At 52.6% G+C, this 25,233-nt stretch carries 25 protein-coding genes; 8 read left to right on the top strand and 17 right to left on the bottom strand.

Features of this window, described 5'->3' with window-relative positions:
* Window positions 1-309: 309 nt before the first annotated feature.
* A complete protein-coding gene (gene gmhB / locus EHN07_RS13855) occupies window positions 310-882 on the bottom strand; it encodes a D-glycero-beta-D-manno-heptose 1,7-bisphosphate 7-phosphatase (RefSeq protein ID WP_124024684.1) in 573 nt (190 codons plus the stop codon).
* Between the two features lie 188 nt (window positions 883-1,070).
* Between gmhB and metN the strand changes: the two genes are divergently transcribed.
* The 6 genes from metN to proS all read left to right on the top strand — a co-directional run bounded on the left by metN (window position 1,071) and on the right by proS (window position 6,664).
* Window positions 1,071-2,102 (top strand): methionine ABC transporter ATP-binding protein MetN, encoded by a 1,032-nt coding sequence (gene metN / locus EHN07_RS13850; protein ID WP_124024683.1) that lies wholly within the window; start codon window positions 1,071-1,073, stop codon window positions 2,100-2,102.
* Window positions 2,095-2,748, top strand: a complete 654-nt coding sequence (locus EHN07_RS13845; RefSeq protein WP_124024682.1) for a methionine ABC transporter permease MetI — start codon at window positions 2,095-2,097, stop codon at window positions 2,746-2,748. Before metN ends, EHN07_RS13845 begins: the two co-directional genes overlap by 8 nt.
* 44 nt (window positions 2,749-2,792) lie before the next feature.
* A complete protein-coding gene (metQ, locus tag EHN07_RS13840) occupies window positions 2,793-3,608 on the top strand; it encodes a methionine ABC transporter substrate-binding lipoprotein MetQ (protein ID WP_124024681.1) in 816 nt (271 codons plus the stop codon).
* A 115-nt stretch (window positions 3,609-3,723) separates the two neighbouring features.
* Window positions 3,724-4,128 (top strand): Rcs stress response system protein RcsF, encoded by a 405-nt coding sequence (rcsF, locus tag EHN07_RS13835; protein ID WP_124024680.1) that lies wholly within the window; start codon window positions 3,724-3,726, stop codon window positions 4,126-4,128.
* Entirely contained in the window at window positions 4,125-4,832 is a 708-nt protein-coding gene (tsaA, locus tag EHN07_RS13830; protein WP_124024679.1) for a tRNA (N6-threonylcarbamoyladenosine(37)-N6)-methyltransferase TrmO, read from the top strand. Before rcsF ends, tsaA begins: the two co-directional genes overlap by 4 nt.
* Before the next feature lie 113 nt (window positions 4,833-4,945).
* Window positions 4,946-6,664, top strand: coding sequence for a proline--tRNA ligase (proS, locus tag EHN07_RS13825; RefSeq protein WP_124024678.1), 1,719 nt, complete (start codon window positions 4,946-4,948; stop codon window positions 6,662-6,664).
* Window positions 6,665-6,730: 66 nt separating this feature from the next.
* Here the strand turns inward: proS and nlpE are convergent, their stop codons facing one another.
* Genes nlpE through EHN07_RS13810 form a run of 3 tightly spaced genes read right to left on the bottom strand, consistent with a single transcriptional unit; the run spans window position 6,731 to window position 8,426 of the window.
* Window positions 6,731-7,426 (bottom strand): envelope stress response activation lipoprotein NlpE, encoded by a 696-nt coding sequence (nlpE, locus tag EHN07_RS13820; RefSeq protein ID WP_124024685.1) that lies wholly within the window; start codon window positions 7,424-7,426, stop codon window positions 6,731-6,733.
* Between the two features lie 38 nt (window positions 7,427-7,464).
* Entirely contained in the window at window positions 7,465-7,884 is a 420-nt protein-coding gene (arfB, locus tag EHN07_RS13815; RefSeq protein ID WP_124024677.1) for an alternative ribosome rescue aminoacyl-tRNA hydrolase ArfB, read from the bottom strand.
* Window positions 7,884-8,426 carry a YaeQ family protein gene (locus tag EHN07_RS13810; protein ID WP_124024676.1) on the bottom strand — a complete coding sequence of 181 codons (543 nt, stop codon included), beginning with the start codon at window positions 8,424-8,426 and terminating at the stop codon, window positions 7,884-7,886. Before EHN07_RS13810 ends, arfB begins: the two co-directional genes overlap by 1 nt.
* Window positions 8,427-8,629: 203 nt before the next feature.
* Here EHN07_RS13810 and EHN07_RS13805 point away from each other — a divergent pair, with 203 nt between their 5' ends.
* Together EHN07_RS13805 and rof are read left to right on the top strand one after the other, a co-directional pair.
* Complete coding sequence (locus EHN07_RS13805; RefSeq protein ID WP_124024675.1) at window positions 8,630-8,830, top strand: YaeP family protein; 201 nt, start codon at window positions 8,630-8,632, stop codon at window positions 8,828-8,830.
* Window positions 8,817-9,077, top strand: a complete 261-nt coding sequence (gene rof, locus EHN07_RS13800; protein WP_124024674.1) for a Rho-binding antiterminator — start codon at window positions 8,817-8,819, stop codon at window positions 9,075-9,077. Before EHN07_RS13805 ends, rof begins: the two co-directional genes overlap by 14 nt.
* Before the next feature lie 46 nt (window positions 9,078-9,123).
* On the opposite strand, the gene EHN07_RS13795 is transcribed toward rof, so the two are convergent.
* The 13 genes from EHN07_RS13795 to bamA form a co-directional block, all read right to left on the bottom strand.
* Window positions 9,124-9,435: a c-type cytochrome gene (locus tag EHN07_RS13795; RefSeq protein WP_124024673.1), complete on the bottom strand. Its 312-nt coding sequence runs from the start codon at window positions 9,433-9,435 to the stop codon at window positions 9,124-9,126.
* Window positions 9,432-10,742, bottom strand: a complete 1,311-nt coding sequence (gene tilS / locus EHN07_RS13790) for a tRNA lysidine(34) synthetase TilS (protein ID WP_124024672.1) — start codon at window positions 10,740-10,742, stop codon at window positions 9,432-9,434. The genes EHN07_RS13795 and tilS overlap by 4 nt, the downstream gene beginning before the upstream one ends.
* Before the next feature lie 63 nt (window positions 10,743-10,805).
* Window positions 10,806-11,195, bottom strand: coding sequence for a VOC family protein (locus EHN07_RS13785; protein WP_124024671.1), 390 nt, complete (start codon window positions 11,193-11,195; stop codon window positions 10,806-10,808).
* Window positions 11,196-11,251: 56 nt separating this feature from the next.
* Window positions 11,252-13,393, bottom strand: coding sequence for a lysine decarboxylase LdcC (locus tag EHN07_RS13780; RefSeq protein ID WP_124024670.1), 2,142 nt, complete (start codon window positions 13,391-13,393; stop codon window positions 11,252-11,254).
* 167 nt (window positions 13,394-13,560) lie between these two features.
* Entirely contained in the window at window positions 13,561-14,520 is a 960-nt protein-coding gene (accA, locus tag EHN07_RS13775; protein ID WP_064516346.1) for an acetyl-CoA carboxylase carboxyl transferase subunit alpha, read from the bottom strand.
* 12 nt (window positions 14,521-14,532) lie between these two features.
* Complete coding sequence (gene dnaE / locus EHN07_RS13770; RefSeq protein WP_124024669.1) at window positions 14,533-18,015, bottom strand: DNA polymerase III subunit alpha; 3,483 nt, start codon at window positions 18,013-18,015, stop codon at window positions 14,533-14,535.
* A 38-nt stretch (window positions 18,016-18,053) separates the two neighbouring features.
* Complete coding sequence (rnhB, locus tag EHN07_RS13765; protein WP_124024668.1) at window positions 18,054-18,650, bottom strand: ribonuclease HII; 597 nt, start codon at window positions 18,648-18,650, stop codon at window positions 18,054-18,056.
* On the bottom strand, window positions 18,647-19,795 hold the full coding sequence (lpxB, locus tag EHN07_RS13760) for a lipid-A-disaccharide synthase (protein ID WP_124024667.1): 1,149 nt from the start codon (window positions 19,793-19,795) through the stop codon (window positions 18,647-18,649). The genes rnhB and lpxB overlap by 4 nt, the downstream gene beginning before the upstream one ends.
* Window positions 19,796-20,584, bottom strand: a complete 789-nt coding sequence (gene lpxA / locus EHN07_RS13755; protein ID WP_124024666.1) for an acyl-ACP--UDP-N-acetylglucosamine O-acyltransferase — start codon at window positions 20,582-20,584, stop codon at window positions 19,796-19,798. It abuts the gene before it with no gap.
* A 3-nt stretch (window positions 20,585-20,587) separates the two neighbouring features.
* The gene (fabZ, locus tag EHN07_RS13750; RefSeq protein WP_121264562.1) at window positions 20,588-21,043 is read right to left on the bottom strand and encodes a 3-hydroxyacyl-ACP dehydratase FabZ; all 456 of its coding nucleotides are present in this window, start codon (window positions 21,041-21,043) and stop codon (window positions 20,588-20,590) included.
* A gap of 116 nt (window positions 21,044-21,159) precedes the next feature.
* Window positions 21,160-22,185, bottom strand: coding sequence for a UDP-3-O-(3-hydroxymyristoyl)glucosamine N-acyltransferase (lpxD, locus tag EHN07_RS13745; RefSeq protein ID WP_124024665.1), 1,026 nt, complete (start codon window positions 22,183-22,185; stop codon window positions 21,160-21,162).
* Between the two features lie 3 nt (window positions 22,186-22,188).
* The gene (gene skp, locus EHN07_RS13740; protein WP_124024664.1) at window positions 22,189-22,689 is read right to left on the bottom strand and encodes a molecular chaperone Skp; all 501 of its coding nucleotides are present in this window, start codon (window positions 22,687-22,689) and stop codon (window positions 22,189-22,191) included.
* A 121-nt stretch (window positions 22,690-22,810) separates the two neighbouring features.
* On the bottom strand, window positions 22,811-25,225 hold the full coding sequence (gene bamA / locus EHN07_RS13735; RefSeq protein WP_124024663.1) for an outer membrane protein assembly factor BamA: 2,415 nt from the start codon (window positions 25,223-25,225) through the stop codon (window positions 22,811-22,813).
* Window positions 25,226-25,233 lie beyond the last annotated feature (8 nt).

Here is a 25,233-nt window from a genome sequence, read left to right as displayed (position 1 = left end):
CACTCTTCAAGACTTGATATTTTTTGTGATACCCGAAGGTATCTGAGATATCAATCCTGCGAGTGCCCACACAGATTGTCTGATAAATTGTTAAAGAGCAGTGAGTTACGCGCTTTCGCTTGCTAACTCGAGGTGGCGTATATTACGCTTTCCTCTTGCAGAGTCAAGCGTTTATTTTCGCTTTTCGTCTGGCTGACGGGCCGGTTGGTAAGCCGTTGTGCCGTGTCAGTGGAGGCGCAGTATAGGGATTTTACGGAAGCTGACAACCCCTATTTGCAAAATAATTACCAACCGCACACTTTTTAGTCATCAAGCCTGTTTTTGACGCGCTTTTATCTCTTTTGGCAGGTCTGCAAGGCTGTTAATGACAAAATCAGCGGCGGCTTCACTTTGCTCTGTCACCGGTTTACCGCTGCGAACCAAAACTTTAGTCCCTACTTGCGCCGCAGCTGCCGCCTGCATATCTTCAAGCTTGTCGCCAACCATATAAGAAGAAGCCATGTCGATATTCAGGAACTCCTGAGCCGAGAGCAGCATGCCCGGTTGCGGTTTGCGGCAATCGCAGCTCTGGCGAAACTCTTCTACTATTGCTTCCGGGTGATGTGGGCAGTAATAGATACCATCCAGGTCCACGCCGCGATCCGCTAAAGACCAGTCCATCCATTCCGTCAGATTTTCAAAATCATCTTCCGTAAACATGCCACGGGCGATACCAGACTGGTTGGTGACAAGCACTAACGCATAGCCCATGGCTTTTAACTCACGCATTGCATCAATCACGCCATCAATAAACTCGAACCGGTCGACTTCATGGACATAGCCATGATCGACATTAACGGTGCCATCACGATCGAGAAAAATAGCGGGAACAGACTGTGCCACTTGGAAACTCCTGATACTGGGGATTTGGCTTAGTATCGCATGAATTGCGATTTGGGCGAGAACAGACAATCATTCGCTGATTGATTTAGACGTCTGGATGCCTTAACATCCATATCGATGACGGTCATCGCCCGTTATCGGCAGCAGAAAATGCCACGGCTTACACTCATACGATAATAAATAACCTAATGATTAAACTTTCGAATATCACTAAAGTGTTCCAGCAAGGAAGCCGCAGCATACAGGCGTTGAATAACGTCAGTCTGCACGTTCCCGCTGGGCAAATTTATGGCGTGATCGGCGCATCCGGCGCAGGAAAAAGCACGCTGATTCGCTGTGTCAATCTGCTTGAACGCCCAACTGAAGGCTCCGTACTGGTCGATGGTCAGGAGCTGACTACCCTTTCTGAAGGCCAGCTGACTAAAGCACGTCGCCAGATTGGCATGATTTTCCAGCATTTTAATTTGCTCTCTTCGCGCACGGTTTACGGTAACGTCGCGTTACCTCTGGAGCTCGACAACACGCCGCGCGAGGAAATTAAACGTCGCGTCTGCGAATTGCTCGATTTGGTTGGCCTGAGCGAAAAACATGATGCTTATCCGGCCAACCTGTCCGGGGGGCAAAAACAGCGCGTGGCTATCGCTCGTGCGCTGGCAAGCAATCCAAAAGTCTTACTGTGCGATGAAGCCACCAGCGCGCTGGACCCGGCGACAACGCGTTCCATTCTCGAACTGCTTAAAGATATCAACCGTCGCCTGGGTTTAACTATTCTATTAATTACCCATGAGATGGATGTCGTAAAACGCATCTGTGATTGCGTCGCGGTTATCAGTGACGGTGAGTTAATAGAACAAGATACCGTGAGCGAAGTGTTCTCTCATCCGAAGACGCCGCTGGCACAACAGTTTATTCAGTCCACGCTGCATCTGGATATTCCTGAGGATTACGCACAGCGTTTAAGCACGCAAAAGAGCGAGACGGCCGTTCCATTACTGCGTCTGGAATTTACCGGCCAGTCGGTTGATGCTCCGCTACTTTCCGAGACCGCACGCCGTTTCAATGTGAACAGCAATATTATCAGCGCGCAGATGGATTATGCCGGCGGGGTAAAGTTCGGCATTATGCTGTGCGAGCTGCACGGAGAACATCAGGATATGGATGCTGCTATCGCTTACCTGCAGCAGCAACATGTAAAAGTAGAGGTGCTGGGTTATGTCTGAGCCAATGATGTGGTTACTGTTAAAAGGCGTGTATGAAACGCTGGCGATGACGTTTGTATCTGGCTTCTTTGGCTTTGTACTCGGTCTGCCGGTTGGCGTGCTGCTGTATATCACGCGGCCAGGACAAATCAGCGCCAACGCTAAGCTGTATAATAGCCTGTCCGCGCTGGTGAATATCTTCCGCTCGATTCCGTTCATTATATTGCTGGTCTGGATGATCCCCTTTACCCGTACTATTGTCGGAACCTCAATTGGCCTGCAAGCCGCAATCGTTCCATTAACCGTCGGCGCCGCACCGTTTATTGCGCGGATGGTGGAAAATGCCCTGCTGGAAATTCCATCAGGTCTGATTGAAGCTTCCCGCGCCATGGGGGCAACGCCAATGCAGATCATCCGCAAGGTTCTGCTGCCGGAAGCGCTTCCAGGACTGGTAAACGCCGCGACCATCACCCTGATTACCCTGGTTGGCTATTCTGCCATGGGCGGCGCCGTGGGTGCCGGTGGTTTAGGTCAGATTGGTTATCAGTATGGTTATATCGGATATAACGCGACCGTGATGAATACGGTATTAGTGTTATTGGTGGTATTAGTGTATTTAATTCAGTTCTCAGGCGATCGTATCGTCCGGGCCGTTACGCACAAATAAGACGTTCAACACAACATCATTTTTACACATAGTAAGGAAGGGATATGTCTTTTAAATTTAAAACCTTTGCAGCAGTTGGTGCCCTGATTGGTTCTCTGGCACTGGTGGGTTGTGGCCAGGACGAAAAAGATCCAAACCACATTAAAGTTGGCGTCATCGTCGGTGCTGAACAGCAGGTTGCCGAAGTTGCACAGAAAGTGGCAAAAGAGAAATACGGCCTGGATGTTGAGCTGGTGACTTTCAATGATTACGTGCTGCCTAACGAAGCGCTGAGCAAAGGCGACATCGACGCTAATGCCTTCCAGCACAAACCGTACCTCGATCAGCAGATCAAAGACCGTGGCTACAAGCTGGTTGGCGTAGGTCATACCTTCGTTTATCCGATTGCCGGCTACTCCAAAAAAATCAAATCGCTCGATGAGTTGCAGACTGGCGCACAGGTTGCGCTGCCAAACGACCCGACTAACCTTGGCCGTTCCCTGCTGCTGCTGCAAAAACAAGGTCTGATCAAACTGAAAGATGGCGTAGGCCTGCTGCCAACCGTTCTGGATGTGATTGAGAACCCTAAAAATCTGAAGCTGGTTGAGTTGGAAGCGCCACAGCTGCCACGTTCACTGGATGATGCACAGATTGCTCTGGCTATCATTAACACCACTTACGCAAGCCAGATTGGCCTGACGCCTGCGAAAGACGGTATCTTCGTTGAAGATAAAGACTCTCCATATGTAAACATGGTCGTTTCGCGCGAAGATAATAAAGACGCAGAAAACGTGAAGAAATTCGTTCAGGCTTACCAGTCTGACGAAGTTTATGAGGCAGCAAACAAAGTCTTCAACGGCGGTGCCGTAAAAGGCTGGTAAGCTTTCATTCTTCTACATTTTGCATAAATAACCTCAGACGGGCTAAGGCCCGTCTTGTTATTTGTGCAAGAGCTTGATTCAATAATCGCGTTTTATCATTCATTGAGGAAAAATTATGCGTGCTTTACCGATCTGTTTATTAGCAGTTATGCTGAGCGGCTGTACCATGCTAAGCAGATCCCCCGTTGAGCCTGTTCAAAGCACTGCAACACCGCCGAAACCCGAGCCTGTTAAACCCAAGCCTGCGAAACCTGTACCCGTCAGAATTTATACCCATGCCGAAGAGTTAGTGGGTAAGCCTTTCCGCGACTTGGGTGAAGTCAGCGGCGAGTCATGCCAGGTGAGCAATCAGGATTCGCCACCGAATATCCCAACGGCCCGTAAACGCCTGCAAATAAACGCATCAAAAATGAAAGCAAACGCGGTGTTGCTCCATAGCTGTGATATCACCAGCGGCACGCTAGGATGCTACCGTCAGGCCGTTTGCGTAGGTTCGGCGTTAAACGTTTCCGCCAAATGACAGCCTTTAGTTTCACGCAAATTGGCGTGATCCACTCGCCGTATAAAGAGAAGTTTGCCGTTCCACGCCAGCCGGGTTTAGTCACCGATGGCGGAGGCGAACTGCACCTACAGCCGCCCTACAACGTGGCGGATGCCGTGCGTGGGCTTGAAGGCTTTAGCCATCTTTGGTTGCTGTTTGTCTTCCATCAAACGATGGAGGGCGGATGGCGGCCGACGGTACGTCCGCCTCGTCTGGGCGGCAATGCGCGAATGGGGGTGTTTGCTACACGCTCAACGTTCCGGCCGAATCCGCTTGGGATGTCGCTGGTTGAGCTGAAAGGCATTCGCTGCCAGAAAGATCGGGTCATTTTGCAGCTTGGCAGCCTGGATTTGGTGGACGGTACGCCAATCGTTGATATCAAACCTTATCTGCCGTTTGCGGAAGCCGTGCCGGAAGCCGCTGCGGGTTATGCGCAAACTGCTCCCGCTGCCGATATGCCGGTTTATTTCACGCCGGCAGTACAACAGCAATTATCACTGCTTGATAAGCGCTATCCACACATCGAACGTTTTATCCGTCAGGTACTGGCACAGGACCCGCGTCCCGCCTATCGTAAAGGTGAAGATGCCGGCAAAACTTACGCCGTTTTATTGCTGGATTTTAACGTGCGCTGGCGCGTAACGGCGCAGGGTTCAGAAGTGTTTGCCGTTGAGAGCCGTTAATTTATCGCCCTTCTCTTTTGACATTCCTGCCACACTGGTAAACTCATTCACTTATTTTGCATCAGGCTACTCAGGTAGCCAGTTATCTGCCGTTCAAATGGAACCGTAACAACATGCGTACTAGCCAATATCTGCTCTCCACTCTGAAGGAGACACCAGCCGACGCCGAGGTCATCAGCCATCAACTGATGCTGCGCGCCGGAATGATCCGCAAACTCGCTTCAGGGTTATATACCTGGCTGCCGACCGGTTTGCGCGTTCTGAAAAAAGTCGAAAACATCGTGCGTGAAGAGATGAACAACGCCGGTGCCATCGAGGTGTGTATGCCGGTGGTTCAGCCCGCTGACTTATGGCAAGAAAGTGGCCGCTGGGAACAATACGGCCCGGAACTGTTACGTTTTGTTGACCGTGGCGAGCGTCCATTTGTCCTCGGCCCTACTCACGAAGAGGTTATCACTGACCTGATTCGTAACGAACTGAGCTCTTATAAACAGCTGCCGCTGAACTTTTTCCAGATCCAGACCAAGTTCCGTGACGAAGTTCGCCCACGCTTTGGCGTGATGCGCTCCCGTGAATTCCTGATGAAAGATGCTTACTCTTTCCATACTTCTCAGGAATCCCTGCAGGAGACTTACGATGCCATGTACCAGGCCTACAGCAAAATCTTCACCCGTATGGGTCTGGATTTCCGCGCGGTGGAAGCGGATACCGGCTCCATCGGCGGTAGCGCATCTCACGAATTCCAGGTGCTGGCCCAGAGCGGCGAAGATGACGTTATCTTCTCAACCGATTCTGATTACGCCGCTAACATCGAATTTGCTGAAGCCCTGGCTCCGGCAGGCACGCGTGCAGCACCAACGGTAGAAATGACGCAGATTGACACCCCGAACGCCAAAACCATCGCCGAGTTGGTTGAACAGTTCAGGCTGCCAGTTGAAAAAACCGTTAAAACCCTGATGGTTAAAGCTACCGAAGGCAGCGCTTACCCTCTGGTTGCTTTGCTGGTTCGTGGCGATCACGAGCTGAACGAAGTGAAAGCCGAGAAACTGCCACAGGTTGCCAGCCCTCTGACCTTTGCCAGCGAAGAAGAAATTCGTGCCGTCGCTAAAGCCGGTCCAGGTTCGCTTGGCCCAATCAATCTGCCAATCCCGGTGGTGGTTGACCGTTCAGTCGCTGCGATGAGTGATTTCGCAGCCGGCGCAAACATCGACGGTAAACACTTCGTCGGTATTAACTGGGAACGTGATGTTGCGCTGCCAGAAGTGGCCGATATCCGTAACGTGGTTGAAGGCGACCCAAGCCCGGATGGCAAAGGTACTCTGCTGATTAAACGCGGTATCGAAGTCGGCCATATCTTCCAGCTTGGCACCAAGTATTCCGAAGCGATGAAAGCTTCTGTACAGGGTGAAGATGGCCGTAACCAGACGCTAACCATGGGCTGCTACGGCATCGGTGTCACTCGCGTCGTGGCTGCTGCTATTGAGCAAAACAACGACGAGCGCGGCATTGTATGGCCTGACGCGATTGCACCATTCCAGGTGGCGATCCTGCCAATGAACATGCACAAATCTTTCCGCGTGAAAGAGCTGGCTGAAGAGCTTTACGCGACGCTGCGCGCCAAAGGCATCGACGTATTAATGGATGACCGTAAAGAGCGTCCGGGCGTGATGTTTGCGGATATGGAGCTGATTGGTATTCCTCACACGGTGGTTATCGGCGATCGCAATCTCGATAGCGAAGAGGTGGAGTACAAAAACCGCCGTGAAGGCGAGAAGCAGATGATCAAAACCCACGAAATCATTGATTTCTTACTGGCTCAGATCCAACGTTAAGCCTTGCTGCACTAAGAAAAATGCCCCGCTAATCGCTTAGCGGGGCATTTTTTTATCTCTTGTTTATCAATCCTGGCAGCTTTTCTTTGGTTCAAACTTCGCGACCCTGTCGGCAACGACCGTTTTTTTCATCTCGCCGCTGTCTGGAGATGCCTGCAACGCAAAGTGTGCATCCACCACCAGCAGTACGGGCTGGTAATCTTCGCCACGCGCTGCCGCATAGCCACGCTCAAGCTCTGCGTTACTGGCCACAGCGAACGTTTTCCCGGTACTACAATCCTGGAAAATTGCCGCATCGGCCATGTATTTATACATGCCTTTCATGGCCATTGGGGTTGCAGGCAACGCAGCTTTCATTGGCTTCAAGGTGTAATTGAGTTGGGACTCAATAGAATTGCCGGAACGATCCAACATTTCCAGATCATCACCTTTCGGACGGAAGTAGAGCTTTTCACCGTTGCTTTCGGTCAACACTAATTTATCTGCCGTACGCGCCCAACTGCCATATGAGGCAAATACCGCTGGCTCTTTCGCGCCCTCGTAGCGCCGATTCATGACCCACGAGCCATCTTTTTCTAAAAACAGCGATGTTTCAATTCCTGAACAATCCGCACAAGGGAGTACACCTCGATAGCTTTGCTGCATCGGTTGTAGTTCTGCGGCTTGTGTTGGCTGCAAAGTTTGAACTTCAGCCCGGTTATTACAGCCGAAAAGCGCAAACAAACTAAACGCGCCAATCGCCGACAATAAGATTTTTTTCACCCTTTCTTCCTTCTGCTGGTCAATAACGTTGCCGTTCGTCATTCAGGGCGACGGACTTTTCCACGTAGTGATTTTGTTGTTGATTTCTGGGACTTCGATACCAGGCGGCGTTCTTTTGATGCGCGCGTAGGCCGTGTCGCCCGCCGGCTTTTTTGCTCCACGGTTAACTCCTGAATCAATGAAACCAGCCTTGCCACTGCCGCTTCACGATTCATCTCCTGGCTCCGGTACTCTTGCGCTTTGATGACTACCACCCCATCCGGCGTAATCAGGTGATGAGAGACCGCCAGCAAGCGCTCTTTATAATACTCTGGCAGGCTGGAGGCACGAATGTCAAAACGCAAATGTATTGCCGTTGAGGTTTTATTTACATGCTGGCCGCCCGCCCCCTGCGCGCGGATAGCCGTGATGGTCACTTCATTGTCCGCTATTGCTAGCGTCCGGGAGAGCGCAATCATCAGTGATGCTGCCAGGCCGTGAAGTGGATTTCGAGATTATTCTCAGCATCAGACAGCCAGATAGCGCCGTCCTGAATGGTGGCCTGCAGGTTCATCGAACGCGTGCCAAACTCACACAGTTTCGCCAATTGCTCATCATCCAGATACCAGATAGACAAGTTTTGGTATTGCTTGAGTTTGTTCTGATGTTGCTGCCACCAGATTTCAGCAGCGCGGCTGTTATAGGTAAACAATGCCACTTCAGCAGACTGGCTACAGGCTTTTTTCAGGCGCTTTTCTTCTGGCAGGCCAAGCTCAATCCACAGATCAATCCCCATATGATCGTTGCGCTGCCAGATTTCCGGCTCCTCTTCGGCACTTAACCCGCGGGAAAATTGCAGACGCTCGTTGGCGTATTTAATCCACGCCAGCAGACGCAGCATCATGCGCTCCTGCGTTTCCGAAGGATGGCGCGCAAGCGTCAGGTTGCTATCCAGGAATTGATTGCGATCGAGATCGGCCACATTCACCATCGCTTTATAGATTGTCGCTTTTAACGCCATCACACTTCTCCACACAAATTTGGCGCTCATTGTAACCAAAACCCCGCTAAAACGCTGTTATCTATTCACTCAGGCACAGGATTACACTGCTGATATCGGTTTCATGCCTGTGGTATAGTCACCTTGCTAAACAGAGTTTATCTTCGTAGGCTTAACTGCATCCCACAGTTAACTCTGAGGTCGGGGCTCTGAAAGGAGGGCGTGTGGAAAAGTATTGTGAATTAGTACGCAGGCGCTATGCGGAAATAGCCAGCGGTGATTTGGGCTACATTCCGGATGCGCTGGGTTGCGTCCTGAAGGTGCTAAACGAAGTGGCTTCCAGCGAAGCACAACCAGAATCTATCAGGGAACAGGCAGCGTATGCGGCCGCGAACTTACTGGTGAGCGATTATGTCAATGAATGATGCCTATCAACCCATCAATTGTGATGATTATGACAATCTCGAGCTCGCCTGCCAGCAGCACTTATTATTGACGCTGGAGTTAAAGAGTGGAGAAGTTTTCAAGGCGCAAGCCAGCGACCTGGTGTCTCGTAAGAACGTCGAATATTTGATTATCGATGATGCCGGTGCCACTCGCGAAGTTCGTCTCGATAAAATTACCAGCTTCAGCCACCCTGAAATTGGTACGGTCATCGTCAGCGAGTCCTGATACGCAAGGTATCCGCATGCGTGGGCAGCCCGGGGCTGCCCTTTTTTTAAGGTTTCATAGCTGCGTAGTAAGCCGCCAGGTTACTGATATCCTCATCAGACAAACCGCTAACGTAGGCTTTCATTATTTCCGCCTGACCACCGCTGCGCCCGCCCTTTTTATAAGCCTGCAAAGAGTGCTCCAGATAAGCTTCGTTTTGCCCCGCAAGGTTCGGGTACAGGGGAACGGAAACTTTGCCTGCCGCCCCGTGGCATGCCACACACATCGCGGCTTTTTGTTCACCCGCGGCTGCATCGCCTTTTGCCAGTACCGGCAGTGAAAACATCAGTACGCCCGCCAGAATGATGATTCTTTTCATTGTTGATTCTCCTTTTGCCAGTCGACACGCCAGCATGATTGTTCCGTTGCCTCTCCCTCCCGGGTGACAAATACGCCCAGGGCGGCAATCAATTGCTCACCATAATACAGCAACGGCGTGCGTTCACGCAGCCAGGGTGGAATGGCCAACTCCTGCCAGATTTTTTTCAGGCTCCGGCCCCGCTCGCGCCCCACGATATGGATCTGCCCGGACGCCCGGAAACGCACGGTAACCAGCTCGTGGCTAAGGGGGGCGCGAACCGCCTGCCCGAGCGCTGTGCAACGCAGGATGCCCAAACCGTCCGGCAGCGTTAACGGCGCAAAAGGTGCAGACCACGGGAAAATTTTATCACCTAAACCTTCCATCACCGGCAGCCGGTAGAGTGCGCACCGGTAGCGACGGATTTCATGATCGCCCAATCTCAAGCGTGGATTTGCATCTTCACGACTGGTTGCCACCTCATTCCACAAACGCACCAACGCCGCCCGTGAAGGCATAAGCGCTTTTTGCCGGGCGAACCAGCGACGCAGCAAGGCGGCACGGCGAATATCGCTGAATGCCTGCATAGGTTCAATAAGCAGCGATCCGTCAGCCTGAACCAGCTCATCGAGCTGCTCTGTCAGTAGCTCATCAAGAAGCTGCTCCTGCTCGCCACACAGCTCGGCGCTGCGGGCCACGCTTTGTGGAAAATGGGGCCAGCGCTGCTGAATTTCAGGAAGCATCCGCAGCCGCAAGAAATTGCGGTCATAGCCATCATCCTGATTACTTTCGTCTTCAATCCAGCTTAATTGATGTTCTTGCGCCCACGCTTCCAGCTCTTTGCGAGTTTGCCCCAGCAAAGGCCGAATCAATTCCGTCTCACCAAAAGGCAAACGCTCGGGCATGGCCGCTAAACCCGCTGGGCCACTTCCCCGTTTCAAGGCAAGCAAAAACGTTTCGCACTGATCGTCCAGATGCTGGGCGGTAAGCAGCGCTTCTTCCGGCAATATTGCAGCAGCCAGCGCCTGGTAACGGGCCGCGCGGGCATGGGCTTCAATACCTAAGCCGTCGTCAGCCAGCTGCACGCGTTGCACTTCGAGAGGCACGTTCCATCGGGTGCAAACGTTTTGACAATGCGCAGCCCAGTCATCAGCATAAGGGCTTAAACCATGATGGATATGCATCGCGCGAAGGTGGATATTCGCCGCGTGCGAATCACGAAGCGTGACCAGTTGATGAAGCAACACCGTGGAATCCAGGCCACCGCTAAACGCCACAAGCAAATGTGTATGCGGTTGCAGTAAGCTGAACAGAGGACGAAGTGGCATAGTCAGTAATTGGTAGAAGGTTTTGCCCGGCACGTTACCGGGCTACGGGAAGCGTGGCAAGCGTTACTGTTGGTAGAGTTCCAGCGGCAGGCCGTCCGGGTCATTAAAGAAGGTAAAACGCTTATCGGTGAACGGATCGATACGTACCGCTTCACACTTCACGCCATGTTTCTCCAGATGAGCCATCGCGCCATCGAGATCGTCCACGCTAAACGCCAGATGGCGCAGTCCGCAGGCTTCCGGGCGGCTCGGTCTGGCCGGTGGAAAAGGAAATGAAAAGAGTTCGATAACATATTGCCCGTTCAGCGCCAGGTCGCCTTTCCACGAGTCCCTCTCTGCGCGATACGCTTCCGCCTGCAGCGTGAACCCGAGGATATCGCAGTAAAAATGCTTACTGATTGAGTAATCCGAGGCGATGATGGCGATATGGTGAACCTGCTTTAAACCCAGCATAAATGCTCCTTTGTCTTTTGCGCACGGTACCAGGCAAGCACTTGCGAATCAATACGCTACACCGATTTTAGGACTCGTACCCTATAGACGCCATCCTCCCCCAGTTTTGCCCCATGAATATCCGTCTCAAAACCGGGATAATGTTCGCCAACGGAACAAAGCATCAGTAAGAAATCAAGCACCGCCCGGCTTTCAGTGGCGATCATCTCACCCGGCATCACCACCGGCACGCCTGGCGGATACGGCAGGATCATATTGGCCGACACACGGTTCAACAACTGTTCGATCTCTACCGTTTCAACGTTGCCTTTGACCTGCTGCTGATACGCCTGGTGCGGCGTCATTTTCATTTCCGGCAGCACATCAAAAGCACGCAGCATCAGGTCAGAAAGGTTGTGCTGTTTAATCAGTTTGTGGATACCCTGCGCTAAATCCTGAATCCGCATGTTGCGATAAAAATCAGGGTCTTTAGCGTACAAGTCCGGCAGCATGTTTTTCACGCGCAGGTTCAGATCATAAGAGCGTTTAAACTCGGTCAGACCGCGCAGCAGGCTCAATGCTTTGGTTTTATCGATGCCAATACTGAACAGAAACAGCAGGTTATAGGACCCTGTTTTCTCAACCACCACGCCGCGCTCATCAAGGAATTTTGCCACCAGCGCCGCAGGGATCCCCGTTTCCGCCATCGACCCCAGCTCATCCATTCCCGGAGTCAGAATAGTGACTTTAATCGGGTCGAGATACATATGATCGGCGTCGGCATCTTTGAAGCCATGCCACTCTTCTTCGCCGGGAGAAATCGGCCAGCAGGCCGCTTCGTCAATATATTCCGGCTGCCAGATATCAAAGAACCAATCCTCAGACTCCTCCCGCAGGCGTTGAACTTCACGGCGGAAATGTAGCGCTCGCTCCACAGAGCGGTTTATCAAACGCTTTCCCGGATTCCCCCGCAGCATGGCCGCGGCGGTTTCGATAGAGGCCACCAGCGGGTAACTGGGAGAAGTGGTGGTATGCATCATATAGGCTTCGTTAAACGTCTCTTCGTCGTAATCCCCTTTGATATGAATAAGGGATGCCTGAGACAGCGCCGCCAGAAGTTTGTGCGTGGACTGAGTTTCGTAAATCACTTTTCCCGGCACCCGTTCGCCGCTCATACCGCTTTTTCCCTGATAAATAGGATGGAAATTGGTATACGGCACCCAGGCAGAATCGAAGTGAATCGAAGGCACATCGAGGGTTTGCTTGATGAACCCGGTGTTATAGAGCAGGCCGTCGTAGGTCGAGTTAGTGATCACCGCATGCACCGGCCACTGTGCATTTTCAGTCGCGGCGACTTTTTCCTCGATACTCGCGCGCATAAATTCACGCTTCGGGATGCCGCCTAAAATCCCCAATGCATTGCGTGTTGGCTTTAACCAGATGGGAACCAGGTCGGTCATCATCAACAGATGAGTCAGTGATTTATGGCAATTGCGGTCAATAAGCACGGTACTGCCCGAGGGCGCTGCATACATGCCGACAATTTTATTCGATGTGGACGTCCCATTGGTGACCATATAGCTTTGTTCCGCACCGAAAGTCCGCGCGATATATTCCTCAGCTTCCAGATGTGGACCGGTATGATCAAGCAACGATCCCAGCTCAGTGACCGAAATAGAAACATCCGCTTTAAGCGTGTTCGCGCCAAAGAAGTCGTAGAACAAGCAGCCGACCGGGCTTTTCTGATAGGCCGTACCCGCCATATGGCCCGGCGTGCAGAAGGTATATTTCCCTTCGTTGACGTAGTTGAATAACGCTTTAGTCAGCGGTGGCGTAATGTTATCCAGGTATTCATTGGTGTACTGACGGATGCGCAGGGCGATGTCGTCAGCGGCACCGAGGGCGTATTCAAAAAACCACAGCGCCATGCGCATTTCGTTGACGCTGACATCCAGCGAAGAGTGCGTATTGATAAACGCATACAGCGGCAAATATTCATTCAGCGCATTAATTTCACTGCATAAATCCAGGCTGTACTCATCCCAGTCAAAAATGACTCCACAGATACGCGGATTATGTTCGATGAGTTTAAGAAGGTCAGTGCTATTGGTGGGGTAGATAAGACGGAAGCTTTGTACTTCCAGAGCCTTATGGAGCTCTTTGATTGGCTCGTCTTTATAGAAAACGCCGTGCGCCCCCATGATTGCAATAATATTCACAGCTCACCTCCTGGCAAAAAACCTTCAGGTAAGCATAGTTTATTGAAATGGGGTGGAGAACAAGCGCGGAGGTGTAAGGTTTCTTAAAGTGCGCTATTCAGGATGATTCACAGACAATAAAAAAGGCCAGAATCTCTTCTGACCTTTCTTCGTAATGCATCACGCTATCACGCGTAGCCGTAACTCATCAGGCGATGATAACGACGAGCCAACAGCTCTTCGGTATTCAACACGTCCAGATCGGCCAGATCGGCCAGCAGCTGCGCCTTCAGTGAAGCAGCCATCGCTTCCACATTACGGTGTGCGCCGCCCAGAGGTTCAGGGATGACGGAGTCAATCAGCTTCAGCTCCTTCAGGCGTGGGGCAATAATGCCCATCGCTTCTGCGGCGATTGGTGCTTTGTCAGCACTTTTCCACAGAATCGACGCACAGCCTTCCGGTGAGATAACGGAATAGGTGCTGTATTGCAGCATATTCACTTTATCGCCCACGCCAATCGCCAGCGCGCCGCCAGAGCCACCTTCACCAATCACGGTACAAATGACCGGCACTTTCAGACCAGACATTTCACGCAGGTTGCGGGCGATAGCCTCTGACTGGCCGCGTTCTTCCGCCCCCACGCCAGGATAGGCGCCCGGGGTGTCGATGAAGGTAATGATTGGCATCTTGAAACGCTCAGCCATTTCCATCAGACGCAGCGCTTTGCGATAGCCTTCTGGCGCCGGCATACCGAAGTTGCGGCGAATCTTCTCTTTGGTTTCGCGCCCTTTCTGATGGCCAATAACCATCACCGGACGACCATCGAGACGCGCAATCCCGCCAACAATCGCTTTATCGTCAGCATACGCACGGTCACCCGCCAGCTCATCGAACTCATCAAAAGCGAGACGCAGGTAATCAAGCGTATACGGGCGCTGCGGGTGACGCGCCAGTTGAGCAATCTGCCATGCTCCTAAATCGGCGAAGATCTTACGTGTGAGTTCTACGCTTTTTTCACGCAGACGCTGCACTTCTTCGTCCAGATTAATATCTAACTTTTCGTCCTGACGGCTAACCGCAGTCAGGGAATCAATTTTCGCTTCCAGCTCTGCAATCGGCTGTTCAAAATCGAGGAAATTCAGACTCATAATATTCCTGTATTAGTCAAACTCCAGTTCCACCTGCTCCGGGCCTATCAGCGTGCGAAGCTCATTGAGCAAACGATCGCTTGGGGATACACGCCATGCTGCGCCAAAACGCAACCGTGCTCGTGCATCCGCTCTCTGATAGTAGAGATGTACTGGAATGGTCCCCGAACGATGGGGTTCCAGAGACTGACGGAGACGGTTCAAAAGCTGGTCATCAATTTGCCTGTCCGTCAGCGAGATAGCAAGCCCACGCGCATACTTTTCGCGGGCCTCGTCGATATCCATAACTTCGCGGGCGGTCATTTTAAGGCCGCCGCTGAAGTCATCAAAGCTGACCTGTCCGCTGACGATCAGGATACGGTCTTTTTCCAGCAGATGCTGGTACTTTTCTAACGCATCTGTGAATAGCATCACTTCCAGACGACCGGAACGGTCATCCAGAGTACAGATGCCAATGCGATTGCCGCGCTTGGTCACCATCACCCGCGAAGCAATCACCAGACCCGCAGCCGTGGTCATTTTACCACGTTCTGTCGGGTGCATCTCTTTCAGGCGCATGCCACCGACATAGCGCTCAATTTCTTTCAGGTACTGGGTGATCGGGTGGCCGGTAAGATACAGACCCAGCGTTTCACGTTCCCCATCCAGCACCACCTGCTCAGGCCAGGGCACGACGCTGGCATAGGATTGCTCAACCTGCTCGGGCTCATCGGCCAGCACGCCGAACATATCCACCTGGCCAATCGCTTCCGCTTTCGCGTGTTGATCGGCGGCCTTAAGCGCATCGGGCAGCGCATTCATAAGTGCTGCCCGATGCGGCCCGAGGCGGTCAAAGGCCCCGGACATCACTAATTTTTCAAGGATACGTTTATTGAGCTTTTTAACGTCAGCTCGCGCGCAGAGGTCAAACAGCTCGCGGAAATAGCCGCCTTCGTTACGCGCCTCAATTATCGCCTCAATCGGGCCTTCACCGACACCTTTAATCGCGCCAATGCCGTAAACAATTTCCCCGTCATCGTTAACGTGGAAATGGTATAGCCCGGAGTTGATATCCGGCGGCAGAATTTTCAGCCCCATGCGCCAGCACTCGTCCACCAGACCGACGATTTTCTCGGTGTTATCCATGTCGGCGGTCATTACCGCCGCCATGAACTCTGCCGGATAGTGGGCTTTTAACCACAGCGTCTGATAGGAAACCAGCGCATAGGCTGCGGAGTGGGATTTGTTAAACCCGTAACCGGCGAATTTCTCTACCAGGTCAAAGATCTTAATTGCCAGTTCGCCGTCGATGCCACGGGACTTTGCGCCATCTTCAAAGCCGCCGCGCTGCTTCGCCATCTCGACCGGGTTCTTTTTACCCATCGCACGACGCAGCATATCCGCGCCGCCCAGCGAGTAACCCGCCAGCACCTGCGCAATCTGCATAACCTGTTCCTGATACAGGATGATGCCGTAGGTAGGCTCCAGCACCGGCTTCAGGCTTTCATGCTGCCACTGAATATCCGGGTAGGAGATCGCTTCACGTCCGTGCTTACGGTCGATAAAGTTATCTACCATGCCGGATTGCAGCGGCCCGGGGCGGAAGAGCGCCACCAGTGCGATCATATCTTCGAAGCAGTCCGGCTGCAGGCGCTTAATCAGATCTTTCATGCCGCGGGATTCAAGCTGGAACACCGCGGTGGTTTCCGAGCGCTGCAGCATGTCGAAACTTTTCTTATCTTCGAGCGGGATCGCGGCGATATCTATCGGTTCTAAACCTTGCTTCGCACGACGCGGGTTAATCATCTTCAACGCCCAGTCGATGATGGTCAGCGTACGCAAGCCCAGGAAGTCGAACTTCACCAGGCCCGCATATTCCACATCGTTTTTATCGAACTGGGTGACCGGGTTTTGCCCCTGGTCGTCGCAATACAGCGGTGCAAAATCGGTAATTTTGGTTGGCGCAATAACCACACCGCCGGCGTGTTTACCGGCGTTACGCGTCACGCCTTCAAGTTTACGCGCCATATCGATAAGCGCTTTTACTTCTTCGTCAGCCTCATAGATTTCAGGAAGCTGCGGTTCAACTTCAAACGCTTTCGCAAGCGTCATGCCGGGATCCGGCGGGATAAGCTTTGAGATACGGTCGACAAAACCGTAAGGATGCCCCAGCACACGCCCCACATCGCGGATCACCGCTTTTGCCGCCATGGTACCGAAGGTAATGATCTGTGATACCGCTTCGCGTCCGTACATTTCCGCCACGTGATCGATAACCCGATCGCGTTTTTCCATGCAGAAGTCGATATCGAAGTCAGGCATCGACACGCGTTCCGGGTTAAGGAAACGTTCGAACAGCAGGTCAAACTCCAGCGGATCGAGGTCGGTGATTTTCAGGGCATAAGCCACCAGAGAACCGGCGCCGGAACCACGGCCAGGCCCTACCGGCACGCCGTTGTCTTTCGACCACTGGATAAATTCCATCACGATCAGGAAGTAGCCCGGGAAGCCCATCTGGTTGATAACCTGGAGCTCAATATCCAGACGTTCGTCGTATGGCGCTCTTTTTGCCGCCCGCTCTTCAGGATCTTTGAACAAGAACGCCAGACGATCCTCAAGCCCTTCCTTCGATTTCATCACCAGGAAATCTTCGGTGGTCATCTCCCCGGTCGGGAATTGCGGCAGGAAGTATTCCCCAAGACGCACCGTGACGTTACAACGCCGGGCGATCTCTACGCTGTTTTCCAGCGCTTCCGGAATATCGGAAAACAGCTCGCACATCTCCTCTTCGGTGCGCAGGTACTGCTGCGAAGAGTAATTACGTGGGCGTTTCGGGTCGTCAAGGGTAAAGCCATCATGAATAGCGACGCGGATTTCATGAGCATCAAAATCTGTCGCATCGATGAACCTGACATCGTTGGTCGCAACGACCGGCAGGCCGCGATCATCCGCCAGCGCGACGGCGGCATGCAGATAGCTCTCTTCGTCAGGACGCCCGGTACGAATCAGCTCCAGATAGAAGCGATCGGCAAAATACTGCTGATAGAACGCCAGACACAAATCAAGCTGTGCCGAGTTGCCACGCAACAAGTTTTTGCCAATATCCCCCATGCGCCCGCCGGAGAGCAGGATCAGCCCTTCGTTTAACTCCGCAAGCCAGGCGCGGTCAATAACCGGGCCCGCAGCACCATAGCCCCGCTGATAGGCCCTGGAGATAAGTAAAGTGAGGTTTTGATAACCGACATTATCGCAGGCGAGCACGGTTAAATGGCTGAGTTCATCACCCAGCAATTCATTGGCCACGTTAAAATCAGCGCCGATAATCGGCTTCAGGCCCGCGCCGTGGGCAGCACCGTAAAATTTCACCAGCCCGCAAAGGTTGGTGAAATCGGTGATAGCAATGGCCGGCATTCCCATCGCCGCGGCTTTTTTTACCAGCGGCGCGGTTTTTGCCAGGCCATCAACCATGGAGTAGTCGCTGTGCACCCTGAGGTGTACGAAACGTGGTTCAGCCATTTCTCATTCCGTTTAAATAGATAACTTACGTCCGCAAATCAGGACGCCAGTCCGAGAGCGCGTTTGACCGGAGCAAAACTACGGCGATGATGTTCAGTCGCACCGTACTCTGCCAGCTTTTCCAGATGGAAAGCGGTAGGGTAGCCCTTATGCCGGGCAAAACCGTATTGCGGAAAACTGAGGTCGAGCACGGCCATTTCACGATCGCGCGTCACTTTGGCAATAATCGATGCCGCGCTAATTTCTGCCACCCGGCTATCCCCTTTCACCACCGCCAGTGAAGGCATCGGTAACTCAGGACAGCGGTTGCCATCAATCAAGACATATTCAGGCACCACCGACAGGCCCGCCACGGCGCGCTGCATCGCGAGCATTGTAGCGTGTAAGATATTTAATCGATCGATCTCTTCCGGTTCCGCACGGCCAAGGCTCCAGCTGAGCGCTTTGGCGATAATTTCGTCATACAGCGCGTTGCGGCGTTTTTCAGAGAGTTTCTTGGAGTCCGCGAGGCCAATGATAGGCTTTGTCGGATCAAGGATCACCGCGGCAGTCACCACCGCACCGACCAACGGACCGCGCCCAACTTCATCAACACCGGCAACCAGCCGCGTATGCGGATAAATAAACTCAATCATTGTGCGAGCTCCAGCACCGCATCGGCCGCCTGTTCATCGGCATTGCAACGAATCTGCTGATGCAGGTCACGGAAGGTGTCATGCATCTGGTGGCTTTGCGCGCCGTCTTCGAGCAGCGGAGCCAGCGCCTGTGCCAGCGCATGAGGTTCACACTCTTCCTGCAATAATTCTTTAACCAGTTCACGCCCCGCCAGCAGATTCGGCAGCGAAACGTAATCGGTTTTAACTAAACGCTTCGCAAGCCAGAAGGTAAAGGGCTTCATGCGATAGCCCACCACCATCGGGCATTTTGCCAGCATGCATTCAAGTGCCGCGGTGCCCGATGCCAGCAATGCGGCATCGCTCGCCACCATTGCTTCACGCCCTTGCCCATTAAGCAGGTGCATCGTCAGGTCTGGAGCCACTTCTGCCTTGATACGCTCGAACTGTTCACGCCGTTTGGCGTTGACCAAAGGAACGACTATTTCAAGCCCGGGGAAGCGTTCACGCAATAGCAGTGCCGTTTTAAGGAAGTCAGCGCTGAGCATTTCAACTTCCGCGCCACGACTGCCGGGCAGCAAAGCCAGGCATTTAGCATCGGGAGAAATCCCTAAAGTCGCGCGCGCGGCATTTTTATCGGGATCAAGCGGCATGGCATCCGCCATGGTATGGCCGATAAAGCGGCACGGAACGTTAAATCTGTCGTAAAACGCTTTTTCGAAAGGCAGAAAGGCGAGCACCAGGTCCGTTGCTCTGCCGATTTTGAAAACGCGTTTTTGGCGCCATGCCCAGACAGAGGGGCTGACGTAATGAATGGTGCGAATACCCTGCTTTTTGAGGTTGCCTTCCAGCGTGATATTGAAATCAGGCGCATCGATACCCACAAAAACGTCCGGCTGCAGCTCGGTGAAGCGGCGCGTGAGATCGGCACGAATATGGAGTAAACGGCGCAGGCGGCCAAGCACTTCAACAATGCCCATCACCGCCAGCTCTTCCATTTCGTACCAGGCTTCACAGCCCTCGGCCTGCATCAGCGGCCCGGCAACGCCCACAAAGCGAGCGTCGGGAACCTTTGCTTTGAGAGCACGAATCAGACCGGCCCCAAGAATATCGCCGGAAGTTTCTCCGGCGACCAGGGCAATCGTAAGCGGACGACCAGCTTTCATTTAGCGAATCAGACCGCGGGTTGAGCGTGCAAAGAACTCAACAAACGCCATCACTTCCGGATGCTGCTCGGCAATCTGAGCAATCTCCGGCTTCGCTTCATCGAAGGTTTTGCCACTGCGATAGAGGATCTTATACGCATTACGCACAGCATGAATGGCTTCTCTGCTGAACCCACGGCGTTTAAGGCCTTCGATATTGACGCCAAACGGCGTCGCGTGGTTGCCCTGCGCAATAACATACGGTGGAACGTCTTGCGCCACACCTGAACAACCGCCCACCATAACGTGCGCACCAATAATGCAGAACTGGTGCACCGCCGTCATGCCGCCGATGATAGCGAAATCATCCACCGAAACATGGCCGGCAAGGGTTGCGTTATTCGCGAGGATGCAGCGATTGCCGACGGTGCAATCGTGTGCGACGTGAGCGTTAACCATCAGCAGGTTATCGCTCCCCACCTTCGTCAAGCCACCGCCCTGCTCTGTTCCGCGATGGATGGTGACGCTTTCGCGAATGCGGTTGCGGTCGCCTATTTCCACACGAGTCGGTTCACCCGCATATTTCAGATCCTGGTTAACTTCACCAATGGAGGCGAACTGATAAATCTCGTTGTCGCGGCCAATAGTCGTGTGACCATTTACCACAACATGAGACTTCAGAACGGTACCCTCACCGATCTCAACATGCGGACCAACAAGACAAAATGGACCAATATGAACGTTAGCACCGATAACGGCACCCGGTTCCACAATGGCTGATGGATGAATAAAGGCGGATTTATCAATCACGTATTAACTCTCCCGGCTGCGGGCACACATCATGGTTGCTTCGCAGACAATTTTACCGTCAACGGTTGCCACGCCTTTAAAGCGCGTCAGACCACGGCGGGTTTTCTCAAAAGTCACTTCCATGACCATCTGGTCGCCTGGCACGACGGGACGCTTAAAGCGCGCTTCATCGATACCAGCAAAATAGTAAAGCTCACCAGGTTCCAGCTTGCCTACGCTTTTAAACGCAAGAATACCGGTGGCTTGCGCCATCGCTTCAAGGATCAGCACACCCGGAAAAATCGGTTTACCAGGGAAGTGGCCCTGGAAAAACGGCTCATTTACTGAGACATTTTTTACTGCACGTAAAAAACGCCCTTCTTCAAAGTCCAGCACGCGGTCAACCAGCAAAAACGGGTAACGGTGCGGCAGAAGTTCTAAAATCTCTTCGATGTGCAGAGTATGAGTGTCGGTAGTCAAGATACTCTTCCTGTCTAAATGTACTAAATGACAATAATAACACGGCCTGCGACTATCTCGGGATAGCTAGCAGGCCGCAAATCAGTAAGCACTAACGCGTCTTGGGCGGGTGACTTTTAGTCTGGTTGATTGATTTTTTTCTCGACGGATTTCAATCGCTTGCTGATCTCGTCGATATTCATCACCAACGCGGCTGTTTTACGCCACACTTTGTTAGGCTGTAATGGAATCCCCGACGAGTAAATTCCCGGCTCGGTAATAGGACGCATGACCATGCCCATTCCCGTCACGGTAACTTTATCGCAGATTTCCATATGGCCATTGATCACACTGGCGCCACCAATCATGCAGTAGCGGCCAATTTTCAGGCTGCCTGCCATGATCACACCGCCAGCAATGGCAGTATTGTCGCCAATCACAACGTTATGTGCAATCTGGCATTGGTTATCAATGATAACACCATTGCCGATAATCGTGTCGTCCAGCGCGCCGCGGTCAATCGTGGTGCAGGCGCCGATTTCAACCCGATCGCCAACGATCACCCGGCCAAGCTGGGGGATCTTCACCCAGTTGCCGCGATCGTTAGCATAACCAAAACCATCGGAACCAATGACCGTGCCGGACTGAATCAGGCACTGCTCGCCGATCTCGATCTCATGGTAAACAGAAACATTCGCCCACAGGCGCGTTCCAGCCCCAATCTTGCTGTGCTTACCGATAAAACAACCCGCGCCAATGACGACGTTATCACCCAGCACGACGCCGGACTCAATCACCGCATTAGCACCAATGGCAACGTTATTACCCAGTATCGCACTCGCATCAACCACCGCACTCGGTGCGATGTTTTGCGCAGGCTGCGGCGTGGAGTCAAGAATTTGCGCCATGTGCGCATAGGTCAGGTAGGGGTTCTTCACTACCAGTGCCGCGCTATGGGCGAAAGGAAGATCGGCTTCAGTCATTACGACGGCAGAAGCCTGGCAAACAGCCAATTGCTCACGGTAACGCGGGTTAACCATAAACGTGATTTGGCCAGCCTGGGCCGTTTGCATAGATGCAACGCCGGTGATGACGAGATCGCCATCACCGTGCAATTGTGCATCCAACTGCTGGGCTAAATCAGCCAGTCGAATTGAAGACATTACTTATTTAACCTGTTTCAGAACATCTGAAGTGATGTCTTTTACGCTGCTGCCTGCATAAGCAACGGTGTTAGCATCCAGCACTACGTCGTAGCCTTTGTCGTCGGCAACTTTCTTCACCGCGCTCTGAATGCGAGTCACCAGTTTGCCACGCTCTTCGTTAGAACGACGCTGGCGGTCCTGTTCGAATGCCTGAGCTTTGGTCTGGAACTGCTGGCGCTGAGCCATCAGATCTTTTTCCATTTTGCTACGGTCAGCCGCTTTCATGGTAGAACCGTCGCGTTGCAGCTTTTGCATTTTGGATTGCAGATCGCCTTCCATATTCTGCAACTCGCTTGCGCGGCCTTTAAACTCGTTTTCCAGAGTTCTGGACACACCGGTGCTCTGTGCAACCTGTTGGAAAAGGTTACCCATGTTAACTACAGCAATGCTGTCAGCTGCCTGAACGCTGGCAGATGCAGCCATAGCGAGGCCGAGACCTGCGGCAAATAACCACTTTTTCACAATAAACTCCTTACCATCCCGAATGTGTCCTGAGACACTCTTTTTTGCGTGAGCCAGTTGCGCATATCGCGAACCGGCATCAACGCTACACTGCTGTTACGCAATCCGTCGTACAGAACCGTTACCAGGTTTTACCAATGTTAAACTGGAACTGTTCCGCTTTGTCGCCTTCGTACTTTTTAAACGGTTGGGCATAAGAGAACACCAGCGGCCCTAGCGGAGACATCCACTGCAGGGCGATACCGGCTGACATACGGATATTACTCGGGTCACTGTAATCAGGGATCCCACTGGCGGCATACGTCGTATTGTCCCAGTTAGTATCCCAGACAGTACCGGCATCCATGAACAGAGAAGTACGAACGGAGTTCGCGTACTTATCGCTCAGGAATGGCGTTGGGGTGATAAGTTCTAAACTTGCCACTGCCATTGCGTTACCGCCGACCGCATCGTCGGAACTACAAACTTCATTTGATGAAGTTTTATTACAGTTATCCGTATCGTTGCCACCGAAGTAGACCGCTTTCGGACCAATGTTATTGGACTGGAAACCGCGCACGGTACTGGAGCCACCGGCATAGAAGTTTTCATAGAACGGCATCTCTTTGCCGCCCAGGCCATCACCGTAGCCCCAACGAGTACGGCCTAACATCACCCAGGTATGATCTTCATCGATTGGGAAATAGCTTGCCGTATCCAGCGTCACCTTATAGAACTCGTTATCCGAGCCCGGTACGGTCACTTTACCGTTCAGATTCACACGAGAGCCTTCGGTTGGGAAGTAGCCGCGGTCAAGCTTGTTGTACGTCCAGCCATAGTTCAGGGTGAAGTCATCAGCCGCGAAGCCGTTGTTATCCGAATTTTTAGAGGCGCTTTGGCCCACAGAGTCCAGATAACGCCACATCGCAACCTGCGGCTGCATATTGGACAGGTCGTTGTGCACGTAACCTAAGCCCAGACGCAATGTATTGTTTTCATTAACCGGGAAGCCGAGGGTTCCGTCCACGCCGTAGCTGGTGTTGGTGTAGTCAGAAAGATCCGCGTCATCGGCTTTAAAGTCGTTGTAGAAGACACGGCCGCCCAGGCTTACGCCGTCAACGGTAAAGTACGGGTCGGTTAACGACAGTTCAGCATAGGTCTGATAATCGTTTTTGGTCCCGTTGATACCCACGGAGTAGCCGGTCCCTAACCAGTTGTCCTGCTGGACACCGACCTGGAAACTGATACCGCTTTCCGTACCGTAGCCCACACCGAAGTTGAAGCTGCCGGTGTTGCGCTCTTTAACTTTGTAGACGATGTCAACCTGATCGGGGCTACCCGGCACACGCTGCGTATCAACATCTACCGTTTCGAAATAGCCCAGACGATTGAGGCGATTTTTGCCTGAGTCGACAAGATCGCTCCCCAGCCAGGTCCCTTCCATCTGGCGCATTTCGCGACGCAGTACGGAGTCTTTACTGGTGTCGTTGCCTTCGAAGCGAATTTTACGTACGTAGTAACGGTTACCCGAATCAACATTCACGTGAAGCTTAACGGTTTTATCAGCATCGTTGATTTCAGGCTGTGTTTGCACGCGCGGATAGGCGTAACCATAACGACCCAGCAGCTGCTTGATGTCGTCTTCCATCCTGGTCACTTTGGTGCCGTTATAAAGCTCGCCCGGCTTGAGTTTCGTCAGGGTTTCAATTTCTGCTGAATGCCCGGCCAGATTCCCCTTCACCGTGACGCCAGACAGCTTGTACTGTTCGCCTTCTGTGACGTTGATAGTCACGTAAATGCTTTTTTTATCAGGGGTCAGGCTGACCTGCGTGGAATCGATGTTAAAGCGCGCATAACCGCGATCCAGGTAGTAGCTGCGCAGGGTCTCTAAGTCACCGGCAAGCTTCTGCTTCTGATATTTACGATCGCCCACCACGTTCCACCACGGCACTTCATCACGCAGCTGGAAGTGCGAAATGAGTTCGTCAGTGGTAAACGCATGGTTACCCACGATGTTGATTTGCTGAATTTTGGCTGAAACGCCTTCCTGGAATACCAGTTTCAGGTCAACACGGTTACGCGGCAGTGGCGTAACCACGGCTTTTACGCTGGCGCTGTACTTACCCACGCTGTAGTAGAAATCTTCCAGCCCTTTTTCAATATCGGCAAGGGTGGTGCGATCCAGTGATTCGCCGACACGCACGCCAGAAGCCTCAAGGTTCTGTTTCAGCATATCGTCCTTCACGGACTTGTTACCTGAGAAGGTAATACTCGCAATTGTCGGGCGTTCTTTCACCTGAACAACTAACGTTTCGCCATCACGCAGCACCCGGACATCTTCGAAGTTCCCGGTCGCAAACAGTGCACGAATAGTATTACTGATATCCTCGTCAGAGACGGTATCGCCTGGGCGCACCGGCATGCTGAGGAGGGCCGCACCGACGGCGACTCGCTGCAGGCCTTCGAAATGAATATCCTTCACTACGAACCCGTCTGCACCGTATACGGTGGCGCTGCTAAACAGCAGCGACGCTATGAGCAACTTTTTCATCGCCATCGTTGTTA

The sequence above is a fragment of the Buttiauxella warmboldiae genome, assembly GCF_003818135.1.
Lineage (GTDB): Bacteria > Pseudomonadota > Gammaproteobacteria > Enterobacterales > Enterobacteriaceae > Buttiauxella > Buttiauxella warmboldiae.
The sequence above is the reverse complement of the archived record's forward strand: the minus strand, read 5'-3'. Positions and strand labels throughout refer to the sequence as shown.